Annotated in this window: 13 protein-coding genes; 6 read left to right on the top strand and 7 right to left on the bottom strand. The window is 70.1% G+C overall.

Going from position 1 to position 16,588, the window contains the following annotated elements:
- Positions 1-25: 25 nt before the first annotated feature.
- The gene (locus tag NE857_RS01705; protein ID WP_254419475.1) at positions 26-1,996 is read right to left on the bottom strand and encodes a M3 family metallopeptidase; all 1,971 of its coding nucleotides are present in this window, start codon (positions 1,994-1,996) and stop codon (positions 26-28) included.
- Positions 1,997-2,079: 83 nt separating this feature from the next.
- Positions 2,080-3,636 (bottom strand): ABC transporter substrate-binding protein, encoded by a 1,557-nt coding sequence (locus tag NE857_RS01700; RefSeq protein WP_254419474.1) that lies wholly within the window; start codon positions 3,634-3,636, stop codon positions 2,080-2,082.
- Between the two features lie 328 nt (positions 3,637-3,964).
- On the opposite strand from NE857_RS01700, the gene NE857_RS01695 reads away from it, so the two are divergent.
- The gene (locus NE857_RS01695) at positions 3,965-5,755 is read left to right on the top strand and encodes an ABC transporter ATP-binding protein (protein ID WP_254419473.1); all 1,791 of its coding nucleotides are present in this window, start codon (positions 3,965-3,967) and stop codon (positions 5,753-5,755) included.
- On the top strand, positions 5,748-7,496 hold the full coding sequence (locus NE857_RS01690) for an ABC transporter ATP-binding protein (protein ID WP_254419472.1): 1,749 nt from the start codon (positions 5,748-5,750) through the stop codon (positions 7,494-7,496). The genes NE857_RS01695 and NE857_RS01690 overlap by 8 nt, the downstream gene beginning before the upstream one ends.
- Positions 7,497-7,594: 98 nt before the next feature.
- On the opposite strand, the gene NE857_RS01685 is transcribed toward NE857_RS01690, so the two are convergent.
- Positions 7,595-8,221 (bottom strand): GNAT family N-acetyltransferase, encoded by a 627-nt coding sequence (locus tag NE857_RS01685; RefSeq protein ID WP_254419471.1) that lies wholly within the window; start codon positions 8,219-8,221, stop codon positions 7,595-7,597.
- Between the two features lie 164 nt (positions 8,222-8,385).
- Here NE857_RS01685 and NE857_RS01680 point away from each other — a divergent pair, with 164 nt between their 5' ends.
- Entirely contained in the window at positions 8,386-8,958 is a 573-nt protein-coding gene (locus NE857_RS01680) for a DNA-3-methyladenine glycosylase I (RefSeq protein WP_301184292.1), read from the top strand.
- A gap of 66 nt (positions 8,959-9,024) precedes the next feature.
- A complete protein-coding gene (locus tag NE857_RS01675; RefSeq protein WP_254419470.1) occupies positions 9,025-9,855 on the top strand; it encodes an NAD(P)H-binding protein in 831 nt (276 codons plus the stop codon).
- A gap of 35 nt (positions 9,856-9,890) precedes the next feature.
- Here the strand turns inward: NE857_RS01675 and NE857_RS01670 are convergent, their stop codons facing one another.
- From NE857_RS01670 to NE857_RS01655, 4 genes are read right to left on the bottom strand one after another with little or no spacing between them, the layout of a single operon-like run.
- Positions 9,891-10,694, bottom strand: a complete 804-nt coding sequence (locus NE857_RS01670; RefSeq protein WP_254419469.1) for an ABC transporter permease — start codon at positions 10,692-10,694, stop codon at positions 9,891-9,893.
- The gene (locus NE857_RS01665; protein ID WP_254419468.1) at positions 10,691-11,458 is read right to left on the bottom strand and encodes an ABC transporter permease; all 768 of its coding nucleotides are present in this window, start codon (positions 11,456-11,458) and stop codon (positions 10,691-10,693) included. Before NE857_RS01665 ends, NE857_RS01670 begins: the two co-directional genes overlap by 4 nt.
- Positions 11,458-12,411 (bottom strand): ABC transporter ATP-binding protein, encoded by a 954-nt coding sequence (locus NE857_RS01660; RefSeq protein ID WP_254419467.1) that lies wholly within the window; start codon positions 12,409-12,411, stop codon positions 11,458-11,460. Before NE857_RS01660 ends, NE857_RS01665 begins: the two co-directional genes overlap by 1 nt.
- The gene (locus tag NE857_RS01655) at positions 12,390-13,502 is read right to left on the bottom strand and encodes an alanine racemase (protein ID WP_254419466.1); all 1,113 of its coding nucleotides are present in this window, start codon (positions 13,500-13,502) and stop codon (positions 12,390-12,392) included. Before NE857_RS01655 ends, NE857_RS01660 begins: the two co-directional genes overlap by 22 nt.
- A gap of 510 nt (positions 13,503-14,012) precedes the next feature.
- Between NE857_RS01655 and NE857_RS01650 the strand changes: the two genes are divergently transcribed.
- Positions 14,013-14,873: a beta-keto acid cleavage family enzyme gene (locus NE857_RS01650; protein WP_254419465.1), complete on the top strand. Its 861-nt coding sequence runs from the start codon at positions 14,013-14,015 to the stop codon at positions 14,871-14,873.
- 64 nt (positions 14,874-14,937) lie between these two features.
- Complete coding sequence (locus NE857_RS01645; RefSeq protein WP_254419464.1) at positions 14,938-16,536, top strand: gamma-glutamyltransferase family protein; 1,599 nt, start codon at positions 14,938-14,940, stop codon at positions 16,534-16,536.
- Positions 16,537-16,588 lie beyond the last annotated feature (52 nt).

The raw sequence follows: 16,588 nt of genomic DNA, 5'->3' as shown, positions 1-16,588 counted from the left end.
ACCGCGACGGCAGGTTGCCGCGGTACTAGTTCAGGCCCTTGCGGGTGAGCAGGGGCTCCATGCGGGGCTCGCGGCCCAGGAAGTCGGTGACGGCCTCCATCGGGTCGACGCTGCCTCCTCGGGAGAGCACCTTCTCACGGAAGGCGTCGCCGCCCGCCCGGGTGAGGCCGCCGTTCTCCTTGAACCACTCGACGCTCTCGGCGTCCAGGACCTCACTCCATACGTAGGAGTAGTAGCCCGCGCTGTAGCCGTCGTCGGAGAAGATGTGCTGGAAGTACGTGCTCCGGTAGCGGGGGCGGACCAGCGGGTGCAGGGCGCCGGCCGCTTCCAGCGCCTTGGCCTCGAAGGACGCGGGGTCCTCGACGGTCTCACCGGGGGCCAGGCGGTGCCAGGACCAGTCCAGCAGCGCGGCCGCGAGGTACTCGAAGGTGCCGAAGCCCTGGTTGAACTGGCTGGCGGCGGTCAGCCGTCCCACGAGGTCGGCGGGCACCGGCTCGCCGGTCTCGTGGTGCTTGGCGTAGTTGGCCAGGATCTCCGGCCAGAGCGCCCACATCTCGTTGACCTGCGAGGGGAACTCCACGAAGTCGCGGGGCACGCTGGTGCCCTCGACCCGGGGGAAGCGCACCGCGGACAGCAGCCCGTGGATGGCGTGGCCGAACTCGTGGAAGGCCGTCTCGACCTCGTCGAAGGTGAGCAGCGTGGGCCCGGACACCGGCTTGGTGACATTCAGGTTGTTCACCACCACCGGCTTCTCGTCCAGCAGGAACGACTGGTCGACGAGGTTGTGCATCCACGCGCCGCCGCGCTTGGTCGGGCGGGCGTAGGGGTCCAGCAGGAACAGGCCCAGCGCGGTGCCGTCCTCGTCGGACACCTCCCAGACGCGCATGTCCGGGTGGTAGCCCTTGAGGTCGGCGCGCTCGGCGAAGGTGACCCCGTACAGCAGGGTCGCCGCGTGGAAGACGCCGTCCTCGATCACCCGGCCGAGTTCGAAGTAGGGCCGCAGCACGCTCTCGTCGAAGTCGTAGCGGGCCTTACGCACCTGCTCGGTGTAGAAGGGCCAGTCCCACGGCTCGATGTCGTGCCCGGCGTGCTCGGCCAGTACCCGGGCTTCCTTCTCGACGTTGCGGCGGGCCGGACCGACCAGCTGGGCGAGCCGCTCCTCAACCGCCTCGACGGTCTTGGCGGTCTGGTCGGCGACCTTGTACGCCGCGTGGTCGGGGTACCCCAGCAGCTGGGCCCGCTCAGCCCGGATCTCGGCCGTGCGGGCGGCGATCTCCAGGTTCTCCGGAGCGCGTTCGGTGCTCAGGGTGTACAGGCGCTCGCGGACGGTCCGGTTGGTGAGCTGGGCCAGGGCGGGCTGCACGGTGGTGTTCAGCAGCGGCAGGACGTACTCGTCGCCCTGCTTGATGGCGCTGATCTGGGCCTCGTCGAGGCCGTCCAGGTCGGCCGCGTCGGCGGTGACGAGGGCGTTCTCGCTGGTCGCCCTGACGACGTTGCGGGAGAACTCGGTGCCGAGCTCGGCGAGCTGGGCGTTGAGCTCGCGCAACCGCTCCTGCTCCTCGTCGCCGAGGTCGGCGCCGGCCTTGACGAAGTCGAGTCGGTACCGCTCCAGCAGCCAGGACTCCTGGGGGTCGTCGGTGGTGACCTGCTGGATGCGGGCCCACAGCCCGCGGTTGAGGGAGATCGCGTCCCGGTGCCGGGCGGCGAGGGGGACGATCTTCTCCTCGATCTCACGGATGCCGTCGGTGGCGTCGGAGCCGGTCAGGGTGTGCAGCACGACCTCGACCCGCTTGAGGGTCGCTCCGGAGCGCTCCAGCGCGGCGATGGTGTTGTCGAAGGTCGCGGGCTCCGGGTTGCGGGCGATCGCGTCGACCTCGGCGAGGTGCTCGGCCACGCCCTGTTCGAAGGCGGGCAGGTAGTGCTCGTCACGGACCGCCGCGAAGTCGGGCAGCCGGTACGGGAGTTCGCTGGGTGACAGGAACGGGTTGGCGGTCAAGAGGTGGTGCTCCTCGTTGTTCAGGGTAGGGCGCTCGTGCCGTTCTACCCTGCCGCCGACCGGCCTGTCACCCGCGGGCGGTCTCAGTTCGCTCCGATGACGTACGGGTCCGGAAGCGGCTCCCGGCTGTCTCCCAGGGGGAGCTCGACGATGGGGACGTATCTTCCGATCGCCTCACCCGAGCTGCCGGTCGATCTGTAGCTGAGCGTTCCGCCCCCGGCCTCGACCGGGTACTCGGAGTTGAGCAGCATCAACATGCTCCGCACCGCACGGGGGGTCAGGGGGCCCTCCACCCCCTCCTCGTCGTTGGTCATCCGCACCGCGCTGGCGGCCACCGCCACGGCGTCGTGGTTGGCCAGCGCGTAACCGTTGACAAGGCCTTCGACCTCGGCGTCCGGAAGGTAGTGCAGGTAGGCGTTCCGAAACTTCTCGTACCCCTCGGGAACGGCCTCCGAGCCGGGGGGAGCGGTCTCCCAGCGGGTGTCGAACCCGGACGCGTACACGAGGTTGATGTCGTTGGCCTCCGCGATCCCCATGGTCTTGTCGTTGTTGGCGGCGCTGAGGCCGGTGGCGACGAACAGCACGCGCAGGGGTTCGTCGAGCCGGCACGGGATGGAGTCCAGGCTGTCCAGGAAGACGTCCAGGTCGGGCGCGCGGCCGGCGTAGAGGACCGTGTTGACCCCGGTGTTGCACACGTTTCTGGCGATGATGTTGAATTTCGCCTTGCTCGGGGTGTCACCGAGCGTGGTCCCCTCGAACGGCTGCTCGTAGTCGTCGGCGTCGAGGTAGTCCGAGAGGTGCTCCTCGTAGGCCTCGCGGAGCGTGTCCACGAAGAGGTCGCGTTCATCGGTGTCGTTGTCGTACACGATGAGTGCCCGGACCGGATCGGGCTCGGCGTCGAGGTAGTCGCCGAGCGCCCTGACGTATTCGTTGTTGCTGGGCACCACCCGGATCACGCCGGGCAGCGCGGGGTTCTCCTCGTCACCGCCGTCGTTGATCCCCCCGGGGCCGTGGGCCAACCCGTCGGCGGTGACGGCGGAGGAGATCATGGGGATGCTCTCCTCGTTCAGCCGCTCGGCGATGTCACGCGTGCTGGTGACGCTCACACCCATGCCGGTGACGGCGACCAGGGGCCGGTCCCTGTCGTCGGACATGGCCACGAGCTGTTCCACCACCGGTTTCCACTGCTCCTGCCGGCTGCCCACGTTGGCCAGGACCAGCTGGATCTGCGGGGACTGGTCGCCGAAGTTCTGGGTGTCGTTGGCCCGCCGCACGGCGGTGTAGGCGCCCTCCAGTGAGCGGAGCATCCGTTCGGGGTCCATCGGGCTGACCTCATCGAAGGTCAAAATACCGAGAAAAGCCACCCTGACCACGGGGTTTTCCTCGTCAGCCAGGTCCGCGACCCGGTCGTTCTCCGCCTTGATCCGTTTTTGGATGTCCTCGAACTCGGGCCCGAAGGAAAAGGAACCGTCGGTGACGCCGACGCACTCGCCGTCCACCTCCCGGACCCCGCTGCCGGGGCCGCCACAGGTGAACTGGTCCCAGAAGGCCACGGTGGTCGTGACGAGGACGACAGTGAGCACGCCCGCGAACCCCAGGAGCAAGACACGTTTCCAGTCCTTGCCGCCCGTGTCCGCCATCCGTGGCCACCTCTCCTTTTCCGCGCTCCTGGGGCACAAGGTCCCCGCTGGACCATCAAGGATTTATGATGCGCGTTTTTCCTCGATATATGAGCGAACCCCTCTTTCGTGACGCAGGCGTTATAAGAATTTCCTCCCTTATATCGCCGAAAATCACTGATGCGACCTATGCGACCCTTAGTCGGATACGGGACCTGGGTTCCGAAACAGTCACACCACGTCAATAACGGCACTGGCCCACACTCATCCCTCTCGGACAGACCCGGCCGAAGGACCCTTCCGAAGCCCTGGTTACATAAGCGTGAGCCAACCCGCACGGAGGTGTCACTTGCCCGATGCCACGGGCGTTCCCCCCAGCGCCACGGGTGTCCCCGGCCCCTGGGGGACCCGCCCGCTCCCCCGTTCGGCCCTGCCCCCCGTCGGCGACCCCGACCTGCGCGGCCCGCTGCGCTTCGTGTGGTGGCTGATCGCCGAACAGCCCTGGCGAGTCCTGTGCGGCTCCTTCTTCGGCACCCTGTGGATGGTCGGGCTGGTGTTCCCGCCCTACGTGCTCGCCCGCGCGATCGACGACGGCCTGCGCGCCGAGAACCCCCGTGCCCTCTTCCTGTGGGCCGGGACCGCCGCCGCGGTGGCCGTGGCGACCGCGACCGTGTCGATCCTGCGGCACCGGACGATGTCCCTGATCCGGACGGACGCCGCCCACCGGACCATGCGCGCGATCACCCGGCACTCCACCGTGCTGGGGTCCTCCCTGTCCCGCCGGGTCTCCTCCGGTGAGCTGTCCACCGTGCAGGCCAGCGACGTCCTCAGAATCGCCAACATCCTCACCATGACCGGCCCCGGGGTGGGCGCGGTCATCGCCTACGCGGGCGTCTCGGTCCTGCTGTTCACCATCTCCCCGCTGCTCGCCGCGATCGTCGTGCTCGGCGTCCCGGTGCTGGCCGTGGTCATCGGCCCGCTGATGGGACGGCTGCACGGGCGGCAGAGCGTCTACCGCGAGCACCAGGGGCACACGACAGCACTGGCCGCGGACATCGTGTCCGGGCTGCGCGTGCTGTGCGGGATCGGCGGCAAGGCGCACTTCGCCCGCCGCTACGAGGAACGGTCCGGGGAACTGTTGAAGCAGGGCTACCGGGTCAGTGAGACCACCAGCTGGTTCCACGCCGTGAGCGCCTGCCTGCCCGTGGTCTTCCTCGGCGCGGTCACCTGGGTGGCCGCCCGCCTGACCGTGACCGGGCAGATCACCGTCGGCGAGACCGTCGCCGTCTACGCCTACGTGGCCATCCTCATCCTGCCGGTGTTCTTCCTCATCGAAGGGGCCAACAGCATGATCGAGGGGCTGGTCTCCGTACGCCGGGCGCTCGACCTGCTCACCCTCCGGCCCCCGGACACCGGCAGCGGCAGGGACCGCCCCGGCCCGGAGGAGGGCTCGGAGCTCATCGAACCGGACTCCGGGGTGCGCGTCCCGCCGGGCCGGACCACCGCCCTGGTCAGCGCGGACAGCCACCACACCGCCCACATCGTGGACCGGCTGGGCCGCTATACCGCCTCCGACACCAGCTGGGGCGGGGTGCCGTTGCGGGACCTGGAGCTCGACGAGGTCCGCCACCGGATCCTGGTCTCCGACAACGACGCCTACCTGTTCGCCGGCTCCCTGCGCGAGGTCCTGGACCCGCACGGAACCCGCGACGACACCGAAATCCACTCCGCGCTGCACGTCGCGGGCGCCGACGACGTGGTCACGTCCATGCCCGACGGCCTGGACTCCGCGGTCGAACCCCAGGGCCGCAACCTCTCCGGCGGCCAGCGCCAACGGGTCCGGCTGGCCCGGGCCCTGCTCGCCGCCCCCGAGATCCTGCTCCTGGTCGAACCCACATCCGCCGTGGACGCGCACACCGAGTCCACCATCGCCGAACGGCTGCACGAGGCACGGGCCGGGCGCACCACCGTGGTCACGGGCGCCTCACCGCTGCTCCTGGACCGGGCGGACCGGGTGGTCCTGCTCGTGGCCGGGGAGGTGGCGGCGGTCGGCACCCACGGCGAACTGCTGGCCGAGCGGCCCGACTACCGGGCACTGGTCTTCCGCGGCGACCTGGACGAGGAGAGACCCCATGAGTGAACGACTCCCGGTCGCCGACCGCGCCCAGGTGCGCCGCGACACCGTCCAGCTACTGGGTACCGAACGCCGCCGGGTCACCCGGGTCGTCCTGCTGACCTGCCTGGCCACCGGTGCCGGGCTGGTCGGCCCCTACCTGCTGGGCCGGATCATCAACATGGTGGAGGACGGCACCGCCACCCTGGGCACGGTGGACCTGCTGGCCGCCGGTGTGGTCGCCGCGGCCTGCGTCCAGCTCCTGATGACCCGTTACGCGCGCCGCGCCGTCTACCGGTTCGGCGAGCACCTGCTGCGGCGGCTGCGCGAGGACTTCGTCGGCCGGGTGCTGTCCCTGCCCACCCGGGTGGTCGAGCGCTCGGGCACCGGCGACCTCACCACACGCGCCTCCGCCGACGTGGGGACCGTGGGCACCAGCCTGCGCGGGGCACTGCCGGAGATCAGCATGGCCCTGCTCCAGGCCCTGGTCCTGGTGGTCGCGATCACCTGGTTCCACCCGCTGCTGGGCCTGTGCGCGCTGCTGGGGCTCCCCCTGATGTGGCCCGCCGCGCACTGGTACCTGAAGCGTTCCCGCCAGACCTACCTCGCGGAGGGTGCCGCGCTGTCCACCGCGTTGGAGAGCGGCACCGCCACCGCCGAGGGCGGCCGCACCGTGGAGGGCCTGGGCATCCAGGAGGACCGCCGCGGGGTGACCGACCGGGACGTCGGCGTGCTGTACCGGGCCCGCCGGGGCTCCCTTCGGCTGCGGACCGTGCTGTTCCCGGTCGCCGAGTCGGTCTTCGTGCTGCCGGTCTCCGTCACGCTGCTGGTCGGCGGGATGCTGTACATGGACGGCGGGATCAGCCTCGGTGTGCTGGTGACCTGTCTGCTGTACGTACAGCAGCTGATCGACCCCATGATCGGCATCACCCAGCGGCTGGAGGAGCTCCAGCGGGCCGGGGCCTCGTTCGCGCGGCTGCGGGGCGTGCAGCAGCTACCGGAGGAGTCCGCCGAACCGGGCCGGGTCCCGGCGGACGACAGGATCGAGCTGTCCGGGGTCCGCTACGCCTATGTTCCGGGACACGACGTGCTGCGCGGGGTCGACCTGGAGGTGCGCCCCGGGGAGCGGCTCGCGGTGGTGGGCCCCTCCGGCGCGGGCAAGACCACCATCGGCCGCCTGCTGTCCGGGGCGGACGTCCCCGGTTCGGGACGGGTGCTGCTGGGCGGAGTCCCGGTCGCCGAACTCTCCCCGGAGGTACTGCGCGAGCGAATCGTGCTGGTCAACCAGGAACACCACGTGTTCACCGGGACCCTGCGGGAGAACCTGGCCATCGCCGCCCCGGGCGATGACGGCTCCGACGAAACCCTGCTGCGCGCCCTGGACGCGGTGGACGCCGACTGGGCGCGGGAACTGCCCGAGGGCCTGGACACCCGGGTGGGTTCGGGCGGCCAGGCCCTGGACCCGGCCCGGGCCCAGCAGGTGGCGCTGGCCCGCGTGGTGCTGCTGGACCCGCATACGGTGGTGCTGGACGAGGCCACCTCGTTGCTGGACCCGCGGACGGCCCGGCACACGGAGCGTTCGCTGGCGGCCGTTCTGGAGGGCCGGACGGTGATCGCGATCGCGCACCGCCTGCACACCGCGCACGACGCCGACCGGGTGGCCGTGGTCGAGGACGGTCGGATCACCGAGCTGGGCCCGCACGAGGAGCTCATCTCCGCGGGCGGGGCCTACGCCGCCCTGTGGAGCTCCTGGCACGGCACCGACTGATCCGACGGCCCGAACCCGAATTCGGTTCCGGTGCCGCTGGAACTACTGAGGCTGGGGGTACTCATACACATTCTTCTGTCTCGACGTCGTCCGGCAGGCTAGCCGACGGCTTCTCCCCGGTCGGCGTCCGGCCTCGGCGAGGGGCGCTCGTGGATGTGTTCCAGGCCGTCGATCTCGTCCCACTGCTCGCCCACCCGCTCGAAGCCGGACCCGGCGATGGTGGCGAGCGAGGCGGTGTTGTCCGGTCGGATGGAGGCCCGGACCGTCGCGACCTCCGGGGAGGCGTCGGCCCTGCGAAGCAGCTCGGCCAGGATCGCCCGGGCGTAGCCGCGGCGGCGCAGTTCCGGGACCACCGAGTAACCGATCTCCACCATCCGGCGCTCGTCCGGCGGACCGTGGAAACCGGCGTGGCCCACCGCCCGGCCGTCGTCGGCGTCCACGACCACGTTGGCCAGCCAGCCCGCCCGACTGGGCACCGCGCGGAGCTGCCCGAGCCGGTAGCGGCTCAGCCAGCGCATCTCCTCGGTGGCGAAGTGCGCGCCCAGCTCAGTACCGATCAGCGCACCGGCCGTCTCCGTGTCCCCTTCGGCCAGCACGGCGAGCACGGGTTCGGTCATCTCCACCAATCGGACCCGGGGACCGCCGGCGCGGTCGGGAGCGGCGGTGGATTCGAGGCCGGAAACGTCGGTGCGTCGTGGTCCGGGAGGTGTATCGGTGTCTGTCACGTTTCCATCCTTATCCCCGGGGCCCCTGCCGCCACAACAGGTTTCCCTTCTCCCGTGCCCGCCGTGTTCCTTGCCCCGCCGCGTCCCACCGGCCTTGCGGCCGACTGTCACCGGGCTCCGGGACGATGGGGGCCCGCCCGAACCACCGCGCCGAGGAGTACCCCGTGACCGACACCGACGACCGTCGCTGCGACTGGGCCCGGAACACGTCCGAGCTGATGACGGAGTACCACGACACCGAGTGGGGGCGCCCCTCACACGACGACAGGTACCTGTTCGAGATGCTCGTGTTGGAGGGTGCCCAGGCCGGTCTGTCCTGGTCCACCGTGCTGAACAAACGTGAGAACTACCGGCGTGCGATGGACGGTTTCGACTTCGAGCGGATCGCCTCCTACGGGCAGGCCGAAACAGACAGGCTCCTCGCCGATCCCGGCATCGTCCGCAACCGTCTCAAGGTCGCCTCCGTCGTGCGCAACGCCCGGGCCTTCCAGCGGGTGCGCGAGGAGTTCGGCAGCTTCGACTCCTACCTGTGGGGGCGGGTCGAGGGCACACCCGTGGTCAGCCACTGGACCGTCTCGGAGGAGGTCCCGGTGACCACCGACCTCTCGGACCGGTTGAGCAAGGACCTGAAGAAGCGCGGGTTCAACTTCGTGGGCAGCACGATCATCAACTCCTACCTCCAGGCCACCGGCGTGTTCGACGACCATCTGGTGGGCTGTCCGGCCAAGCGCACCTGAGCGCTCCGCCGAATGCCCGAGCCTTACCGTACGTTGTACTGTACGAACTACGGAAAAGGTTACGCCATGAGCTTCCTCGTCTCCGGGGCCACCGGCACCGTCGGCAGCGAGATCGTCCGCCAGCTGGTCGACGCCGGACACCGCGTACGCGCCCTCACCCGTGATCCCGAACGCGCCACCGCCCAGGGCTCCGTGCCCGCCGGAGCGGAGGCGGTCCGCGGCGACCTCACCGACCCCGAGTCGCTCGTTCCGCACCTGGAGGGCGCGGTCGGCCTACACCTGATCACCTTCGGCGGGGACGGCTACGGCCCGTTGGAGACCGGCCCCCGCCTGGTCGAACTGGCCGAGGCCGCGGGCGTGCGCCGGGTGACGGTGTTGTCCGACTTCTACGAGGGCGGCGTCCAGGAAGCCCTGCGCGCGAGCTCCCTCGCGTGGACCTTCCTCAACCCGGTCGAGTTCATGGCGAACGTCCGCGACCACGCCGAGGAGATCCGCACCGAGGGGGTCTTCCGGGTCTCCGACGACCGCCCGAGCGCCCTGGTGCACGAGGCCGACATCGCCGCGGTGGCGGTCACCGCCCTCACCGAGGACGGCTACGGCGGACAGTCGTACCTGATCAGTGGACCGGAGGCGCTCACCCCGGCCGAGCAGGCCGAACAGCTTTCCGCGGCGACCGGTCAGGAGGTCGCCCTGGTCCGGCTCACCCTGGGGGAGACAGCCCAACGCCTGCGCGCTCAGGGCCACGATGAGGAATACGTGGCCTTCGCCATGGAGCTGGCCGCCAACCCCCCGGAGGTCGGCGGTCAGGTCCAGGACACCGTCGAACGCGTCACCGGCCGCCCGGCCCGTACCTTCGCCCGGTGGGCCGCCGAACACGCCGAGGAGTTCACCCGTTAGCGCACCTCCTTCAGTAGGGCGTCCCGGGCCACGCCCTAGTCGCCGAACTCGATGCTGCCATCGCGTCGGCCCGACTCGGCCAGGTGGCGGAAGGTCAGGGCGGCGACACAGAACCACACGGCCCCGACCGCGGCTTCCAGGAGGGCGAGGCGGGCGACCACCGCGCCGGAGGCCCCCGACAGGAGCTCGCGGACGGCGCTCAACCCGTGTGTCAGGGGCAGGCCCTGCGCGACGAACTCGACCGCGGGGGGCCAGAAGGACACCGGCACCTGGACCCCGCAGACCACCATCAGGATCAACCCGCCGACGTTGCCGATCAGGTTACGCACGTGCATCACGCGCAACGCCAGGCCCGCCAGCACCAGGCCGAAGGAGTAGACCGAGACATAGGTCAGGGCGATCAGCGGGACCACCAGCAGCGCGGCCGGCATCGGCAGGTGAACGCCGAAGACCGGGGCGAGCAGGAACAACGAGATCACCGCGCAGGCCAGACCGTCCGCCAGCCACTGCACGCTGCGTCCGGCGAAGACGAGGAAGGGCGGCGCGGGGGAGGCGATCAGGAGGGGGAGGGTGCCCGCCATCCGCTCCCAGCTGCTGGAGGCGCACACGAACATCGTGGCGGTGACCCCCACGAACACCGCGTTCCCGACCAGCAGGTAGGCGGTGCGGTCCGGGGAGTCCAGCATGGCCCCGATCAGCGCGAAGAACGCCACCTGGCACAGGATGCGGATCAGCCAGCCGAAGAGCCAGGTCTTCCACGTGTAGAACGCCCGCAGATCGGCCAGGGCGCTGGTCGCCGACCAGCGCAGGATGCGCGCGGAGTCCCGGATAGCGTTCATGCGAGGCTCACCTCACCCGTGCGGCGCACCCGGCGCAGCACGCTGTTCAGCAACAGGATCCCGGCCGCGAACCCCACGGCGCCGAGCAGGAGCACCATCCCCAGTCTCAGAGCGACGTTCTCCACCGCTTCGGGTCGGAGGCAGTCACGGAGCAGGTCGGTCGCCCAGGACAGGAAGATCACCTTGGTCACCGGTTGCAGCCAGTGCGGCAGGAACTCGGGCGGGATGACCGCTCCGCCCAAAAGGTAGAAGGGATAGGACAGGGAGTTCTGGAAGATGCGGGCGGAGCGGTGCAGGACGAACACCGCCGCCATCACGACCGCGGTTCCGGCCATCGCCAGGGCCATGGCCAGCAGGGTCACGGCGAACAACAGCGGGTGTTCGATCCCGATGCCCACCCCGAACGCGACCCGGGCGACCAGGACGGACTCCAGCAGTGACAGCATGCTCACCGCGGTGACCGTCGCGCCCCGGCCCAGAACGGTCAGCCCGATGGGCGCCGGGGCGGCGATCATGGCGTCGAGGGTGCCGTTGGCGCGCTCCCCGTCGATCAGCTCTCCCGAGACCAGCAGCGCCATGGACCAGACGGTGATCACCGCCGGTCCGAGGATCGCGTACGCCTCCAGGTCCGGGCGTTCGGCATGGCGCATGATGGCGAGGAAGGCCAGCGTGAGCAGCGGCGCGTTCACCAGGGCCATCAGCTGTTCCGGGTTCCGGCGGAACATCAGGAGCTGTTGCCGGACGGAAGCGGCGAGGACGACCATCACCGGAGTTTCAGCCCCCGGTCACCGATGACGTGGAGGTAGACGTCCTCCAGGGTGGGGCGTCCGGTGGACACCTCGGTGACACCGGCGTCGATCAGGTGCCGGAGCACCTGTCCCCCGGTGCCTTCGGCGCTGGTCTCCACGATGGTCCGGTCCCCCTCCGAGAGCACCTGTGCCACCCCGGGGAGGGCACGCAGTTCCGCCACCACGCGCGACGGGACGGCTGTGGCGGTCACCCGCTCGTGCGCGGAGAGCCACCCGCCGATGGTCCGGGGTTCCTCGGTGCCCAGCAGCCGGCCGCCGTCGATGAGGGTGACCCGGTCGCACACCGCCTCCGCCTCCGCCATGTCGTGTGTGGTGACCAGTACCGTCCGCCCCTCGCCCTGGAGTTCGGCGACCAGGGCGCGAAAGTCCCTGGCGGCCACCGGGTCCATGCCGATGGTCGGCTCGTCCAGGAGCAGGACCTCGGGGTTCCCGATCAGGGCGCGGGCGAGGTGGAGGCGCTGCTTCATCCCCCGTGAGAAGGTCTCCACCCGTTCGTCGGCCTTCTCCGCCAAGCCGATCCGGTCCAGGAGGTACTCCACCCTGGCCCGGGCCTGCCGGGTGCGCTGCCGGTACAGCGCCGACCAGTACATGAGGTTCTGGCGTGCGGTCAGCCTCGTGTAGAGACCGCGTTCACCGCCGAAGGCGATGCCGATGGTGCGCCGTACCTCGGCGGTCTCCCGCACCACGTCGTGGCCGTTGATCGACGCCGTTCCCCCTGAGGGCAGCAGGACGGTGGAGAGGATCTTGCACAGGGTGGTCTTGCCCGCCCCGTTGGGTCCGAGCAGCCCGCGCACCTCTCCCCGGCGCACCTGGAGGTCCACCCCGTCCAGCGCGACCGCGGGTGATCCGCCCCGGCGTTCGTAGACACGCCTGAGACCTTTGGCCTCTACGGCGAGGTCCTGCGCCATGCGTCCTCCTCGGTCTGTTCCACGGGTGCGGGGAAGTCCTCTTCGCACAGTTCGGGGGCGATGACCGGTGACCACACCCGTTGCTCACGGCCCTTCGCCACCCCGACCACGGAGGTCACGCCGGGCATGAGGGGGCAGGTGTGCGCGGGCAGCAGCTCCACCAGCTCCCCGACCCGTACGTCCGAGGCACGGAGGGGCGTTCCGTCGACGCGTGTCGCGGTGAGGTCGGGGTCCCAGTCATGGCAGGCGCCCGTGAGGAGTCCGTCGGCGTCGGTACGCACCCGGCCGCCGCCGGTCCCGACCACACGGGTACGTACCCTGAGCGCCACGTCCGAGAGGTCGCACAGACCGATGGCAGCTGTTCCCGCATCATAAAGCGCATAAGCTCCCGAACATATCTCGGTGACACCCGCGGTGGCGAGGGCGGCGGCGGTGTTCACGCTTCCGCTCACCGACACCACCGGACAGGGAATACCAGATGATCGCACATGTTCGGCGATCTCGACGAGAGAACCGGAAACTTCGAAACTGGTTTTCTCGATCCGATCAAGATCATCTTTTGTCGAGGGCCCCCAGTATCCGCAGACGCCGTCGAGCCGCACACCGGGCGTGCGGTGAATATGTTCTGCCAGGCCAGGGGCCATGTCAATGGGAACGCCCCGGTCAGCGGTAAAAGCGACATCGACCCGGACGCCGATCTCCGTTCCCAGCGCCGCGCACTCCGCGGCGAGGAGGGAAACGGTGGCCCGGTCGGCCACGTGCACGGAAACGGGTACCCGTCCACCACTGACGGCCGCGGCGTACGCCGCGAACCGCGCGATCCTCGGCAGCCGCCAGGCCTCGGTCCGAGGGCGCGCGAGGACGATGTCCCCGACCCCCCGCAGCAGGTAACGCATGGCCTCGGGGGTGCTCTGGGACACGATCCCCACAGCTCCAGCCCGCAGCTGAGAGTCCGCGATTTCCCAGCTGCGATGCGCTTTGACGTGGGAACGGACCGTTTTTCCGGCACGGTGGACCAGGTCGTGGAAGCGTCGGATGTTGCGCTCGACCACGGGCAGGTCGACGGTGATCTGGGGGGTGCTGCGGCTCACGGCGGTGGGTCCTCGGGGAAGCGCGAACGGGCGGAGCGCCGCTCCCCGGCACGTCGCCGCGCGGGGAGCGGGCTTCTCACCGAATCAGACGGTGGACACACACTTGACAACGGTGGAAACGCACATAGGAAGACCCCTTCCAGCTGGAAAATCGGACTTGCCATCACCCCACCCGCATGCGCGGGGCGCACATTCATTCACATTGCGCACCCCGAGTCAGATCTCAGATTTCGAGATTCCCCAGTACACGCGGGCAGACAAAGGAATTCGGGGCGACCGCAGCCGAAACATTACTTTCCCCGCCCAAGCCAAACAAGTGACTGTGATGTGAGTCACACGACCTGGACCGGTGCAACCACGTCCGCTAGCCTCCCAAAGGCCATATCGCGCCGAACTCCGGATATCGACTTTTCCAAAATCGCAGTTCACAGGCGCGGCGGCATTATTTTCCGCCGCTTGGCGAACCCTTTTTCGCAGGTCATTTCCGCAGGTCATGTGAGGAATTTTTTCGTGTCGCCACCCGACAAGTTCATCGTGAACCTGTGCCCCACCGGCATGGTGCCCCGCAAGGCCAGGGTCCCGCACGTCCCCATCACTCCGGAGGAGATCGCGGCCGACGTCCGCCGCTGCCACGACGCCGGGGCCTCCATGGCCCACCTGCACGCGCGGGACGACGACGAGGAGGCCACCTGGCGGCCGGAACGCTTCCGGGAGATCTGCGAAGCGGTCGTCGCCGAGGTCCCCGACATCGTTCTGGTGGTGACCACGAGCGGACGGAACTGGTCGGAGCTGGAGAAGCGAAGCGCCGTGCTGGACCTGGACGGCCAGGTGAAACCCGAGATGGCCTCCCTGACACTCGGGTCGATGAATTTCCCCACCGGCCCTTCCGTGAACAGCCCCGAAACCATCGTCGGGCTGGCCTCGGCCATGAACGAGCGGGGGATCGTCCCCGAACTCGAGATCTTCGACGCCGGTATGGCCGACTACGCCCGCCATCTGGCGGACCGGGGCGTGCTCAAGCCGCCCTACTACTGCAACGTCCTGTTCGGGTCCAAGGGGACGGCGAGCCTGAGCGCGGCCAACGCCGCCGCCGTGCTCGCCGCGCTGCCCGCCGGAGCCACCTGGGCGTTCGCGGGCATCGGGCGCTTTCAGCAGGCCGCCAACACCGCCGCCCTCGCCCTGGGCGGCCACGTGCGGGTCGGCCTAGAGGACAACCCCTACTACGACTGGTCCGAGCGCACTCCGGCGACCAACGCCCGTCTGGTCGAGCGCGTCGTCCGGATCGCCGCGGAGCTGGGGCGGGAGCCAGCCGACCCGGTCGAGGCCAGGGAGCTCATCGGCCTCGCCCCGGTCAAGCGGGACCCGGCATGAACCGTATCGGCGAACGGACCAACGAGCGGGCCAACGGAACGGAGTGTGCGGCGGTGGGAACACAGTGAGGGACATCCTCCGCGACCGCCAGCGGTGGGGCCGCAACGGCATGGTGTCGACCGGCAGCCCGCCGGCGACACTCGCGGCCCTGGACGTCCTCCGGGAGGGCGGCACCGCCTTCGACGCGGCGATCACCGCGTCAGCGGTACTGACGGTGGCACTGCCCATGGCCTGCGGGCCCGGCGGGGACGGGGTCGCCGTCCTGCACCGGGCCGGACAGGACGAGCCGGTCAGTCTCACCGCTCTGGGCCGGGCACCGAGAGGGGCCTCGCCCGAGGCGTACCGGAGCCGCGGCCTGACGACCGTGCCCGCGACCGGCGCCCTCTCCCTGTCCACACCCGCGCTCATCGACGGGTGGTACCGGCTGCACCGCGAGTACGGCACCCTCCCCTTCGAGCGGCTGCTCGAACCCGCGATCGACCTCGCCGTGTCCGGGGTTCCGGTCACGGCCCAGGTGGCCCGGTGGACCCGGGACAACCTCGCCGCCCTCGAACAGCCCGGGTTCCGTGATCTGTACGAGCCGCACGGGTCCCCGGACGCGGTCGGCTCCGTGCTGTGCCAGCCCGGGCTGGCCGCCCTGTACTCGATGGTCGCCTCCGCGCACCGGACCCCCGAGACGCTGCGGGCCGAACTGGCGGACGCCATCACCCCGGTCAGTGACGAGCTCGGCGGGCTGATCGCACGCGCGGACCTCCTCGTCGACCACGCGCGGGTGGAGCCCGCCGCGACCGTGCGGCTGGGCCAGTACAGCGTGGCGACCACCCCGGCCCCGACCCAGGGCCCCCTGCTCCTGCAGAACCTGGCCCTGTACAGATCCCTGTCCCGCGGCCAGAGCTCGGATCGCCCCGACATGATCCACCTGCTCGCCGAGATCATCGACCAGACGTACGGGTGGCGGCTCAGGGAGTTCGGGGACCCGGAGTTCGTCGACTTCACCGACCCGCTCGACCCGGCGCTGCTCGCCTCGCTCGCTTCGGGTGTGGACCCGGACAAGCGGAGTCCGTCGAGCTGTCTGGGCCACTACACCGAGGGGGACACCTCCCACTTCGCCGTCCTGGACCGCGAGGGCAACGGTGTCAGCTGGGTGCAGAGCCTCGGCCTGGGGTTCGGGTCGGGTATCGGCGTCCCGGAACTGGGCCTGTTCCTCGGGAACCGGCTGGGGCGCAGCGCCACCATCGACCCCGTACACCCCAACGTCTGCGCCCCGGGCAAGAGACCGGTCAACACGATCTTCCCGTGGAGCTCCTCCGGCCCCGAAGGCCTGCGCTGGCTGGGCGGCACACCCGGGGGTGACGGGCAGACCCAGTGGAACGCCCAGGTCCTGCTCGGTCTGATCGAGGACTCCGTCAGCCCGCTCCAGGCGCTCTCCCGACCGAGGTGGACCTACTACCCCGGGTGCGACAAGGTCGAGGCCGCGATGGAACCGCAGCTCAGGGTCGACGACACCATGGACGCCGGGACTGTGGCCGGGCTCGGGTCCCGGGGGCACGAGGTGGTAGCGAAAGCGAGCGTCGGCGGGGTGGTCCGTGTGCTCGAACGCGGCCGGAACTGCGCCTGGGGGCTCGACGAGGGCAGACACGAGGGCCTGACCGTCGGTTGGTGAGGCGCCTGAGCGCAGTCGGGGGCCCAAGGGGCGCCCGTCCGGGAACTTTCCG

The organism is Nocardiopsis exhalans (assembly GCF_024134545.1).
GTDB lineage: Bacteria > Actinomycetota > Actinomycetes > Streptosporangiales > Streptosporangiaceae > Nocardiopsis > Nocardiopsis exhalans.
The sequence above is the reverse complement of the archived record's forward strand: the minus strand, read 5'-3'. Positions and strand labels throughout refer to the sequence as shown.

Coding starts and splice junctions, on each gene's coding strand:
- NE857_RS01700 (WP_254419474.1), bottom strand. CDS start 3,636: ATGGCGGACACGGGCGGCAAGGACTGGAAACGTGTCTTGCTCCTGGGG.
- NE857_RS01690 (WP_254419472.1), top strand. CDS start 5,748: ATGAGTGAACGACTCCCGGTCGCCGACCGCGCCCAGGTGCGCCGCGAC.
- NE857_RS01675 (WP_254419470.1), top strand. CDS start 9,025: ATGAGCTTCCTCGTCTCCGGGGCCACCGGCACCGTCGGCAGCGAGATC.
- NE857_RS01670 (WP_254419469.1), bottom strand. CDS start 10,694: ATGAACGCTATCCGGGACTCCGCGCGCATCCTGCGCTGGTCGGCGACC.
- NE857_RS01665 (WP_254419468.1), bottom strand. CDS start 11,458: ATGGTCGTCCTCGCCGCTTCCGTCCGGCAACAGCTCCTGATGTTCCGC.
- NE857_RS01660 (WP_254419467.1), bottom strand. CDS start 12,411: ATGGCGCAGGACCTCGCCGTAGAGGCCAAAGGTCTCAGGCGTGTCTAC.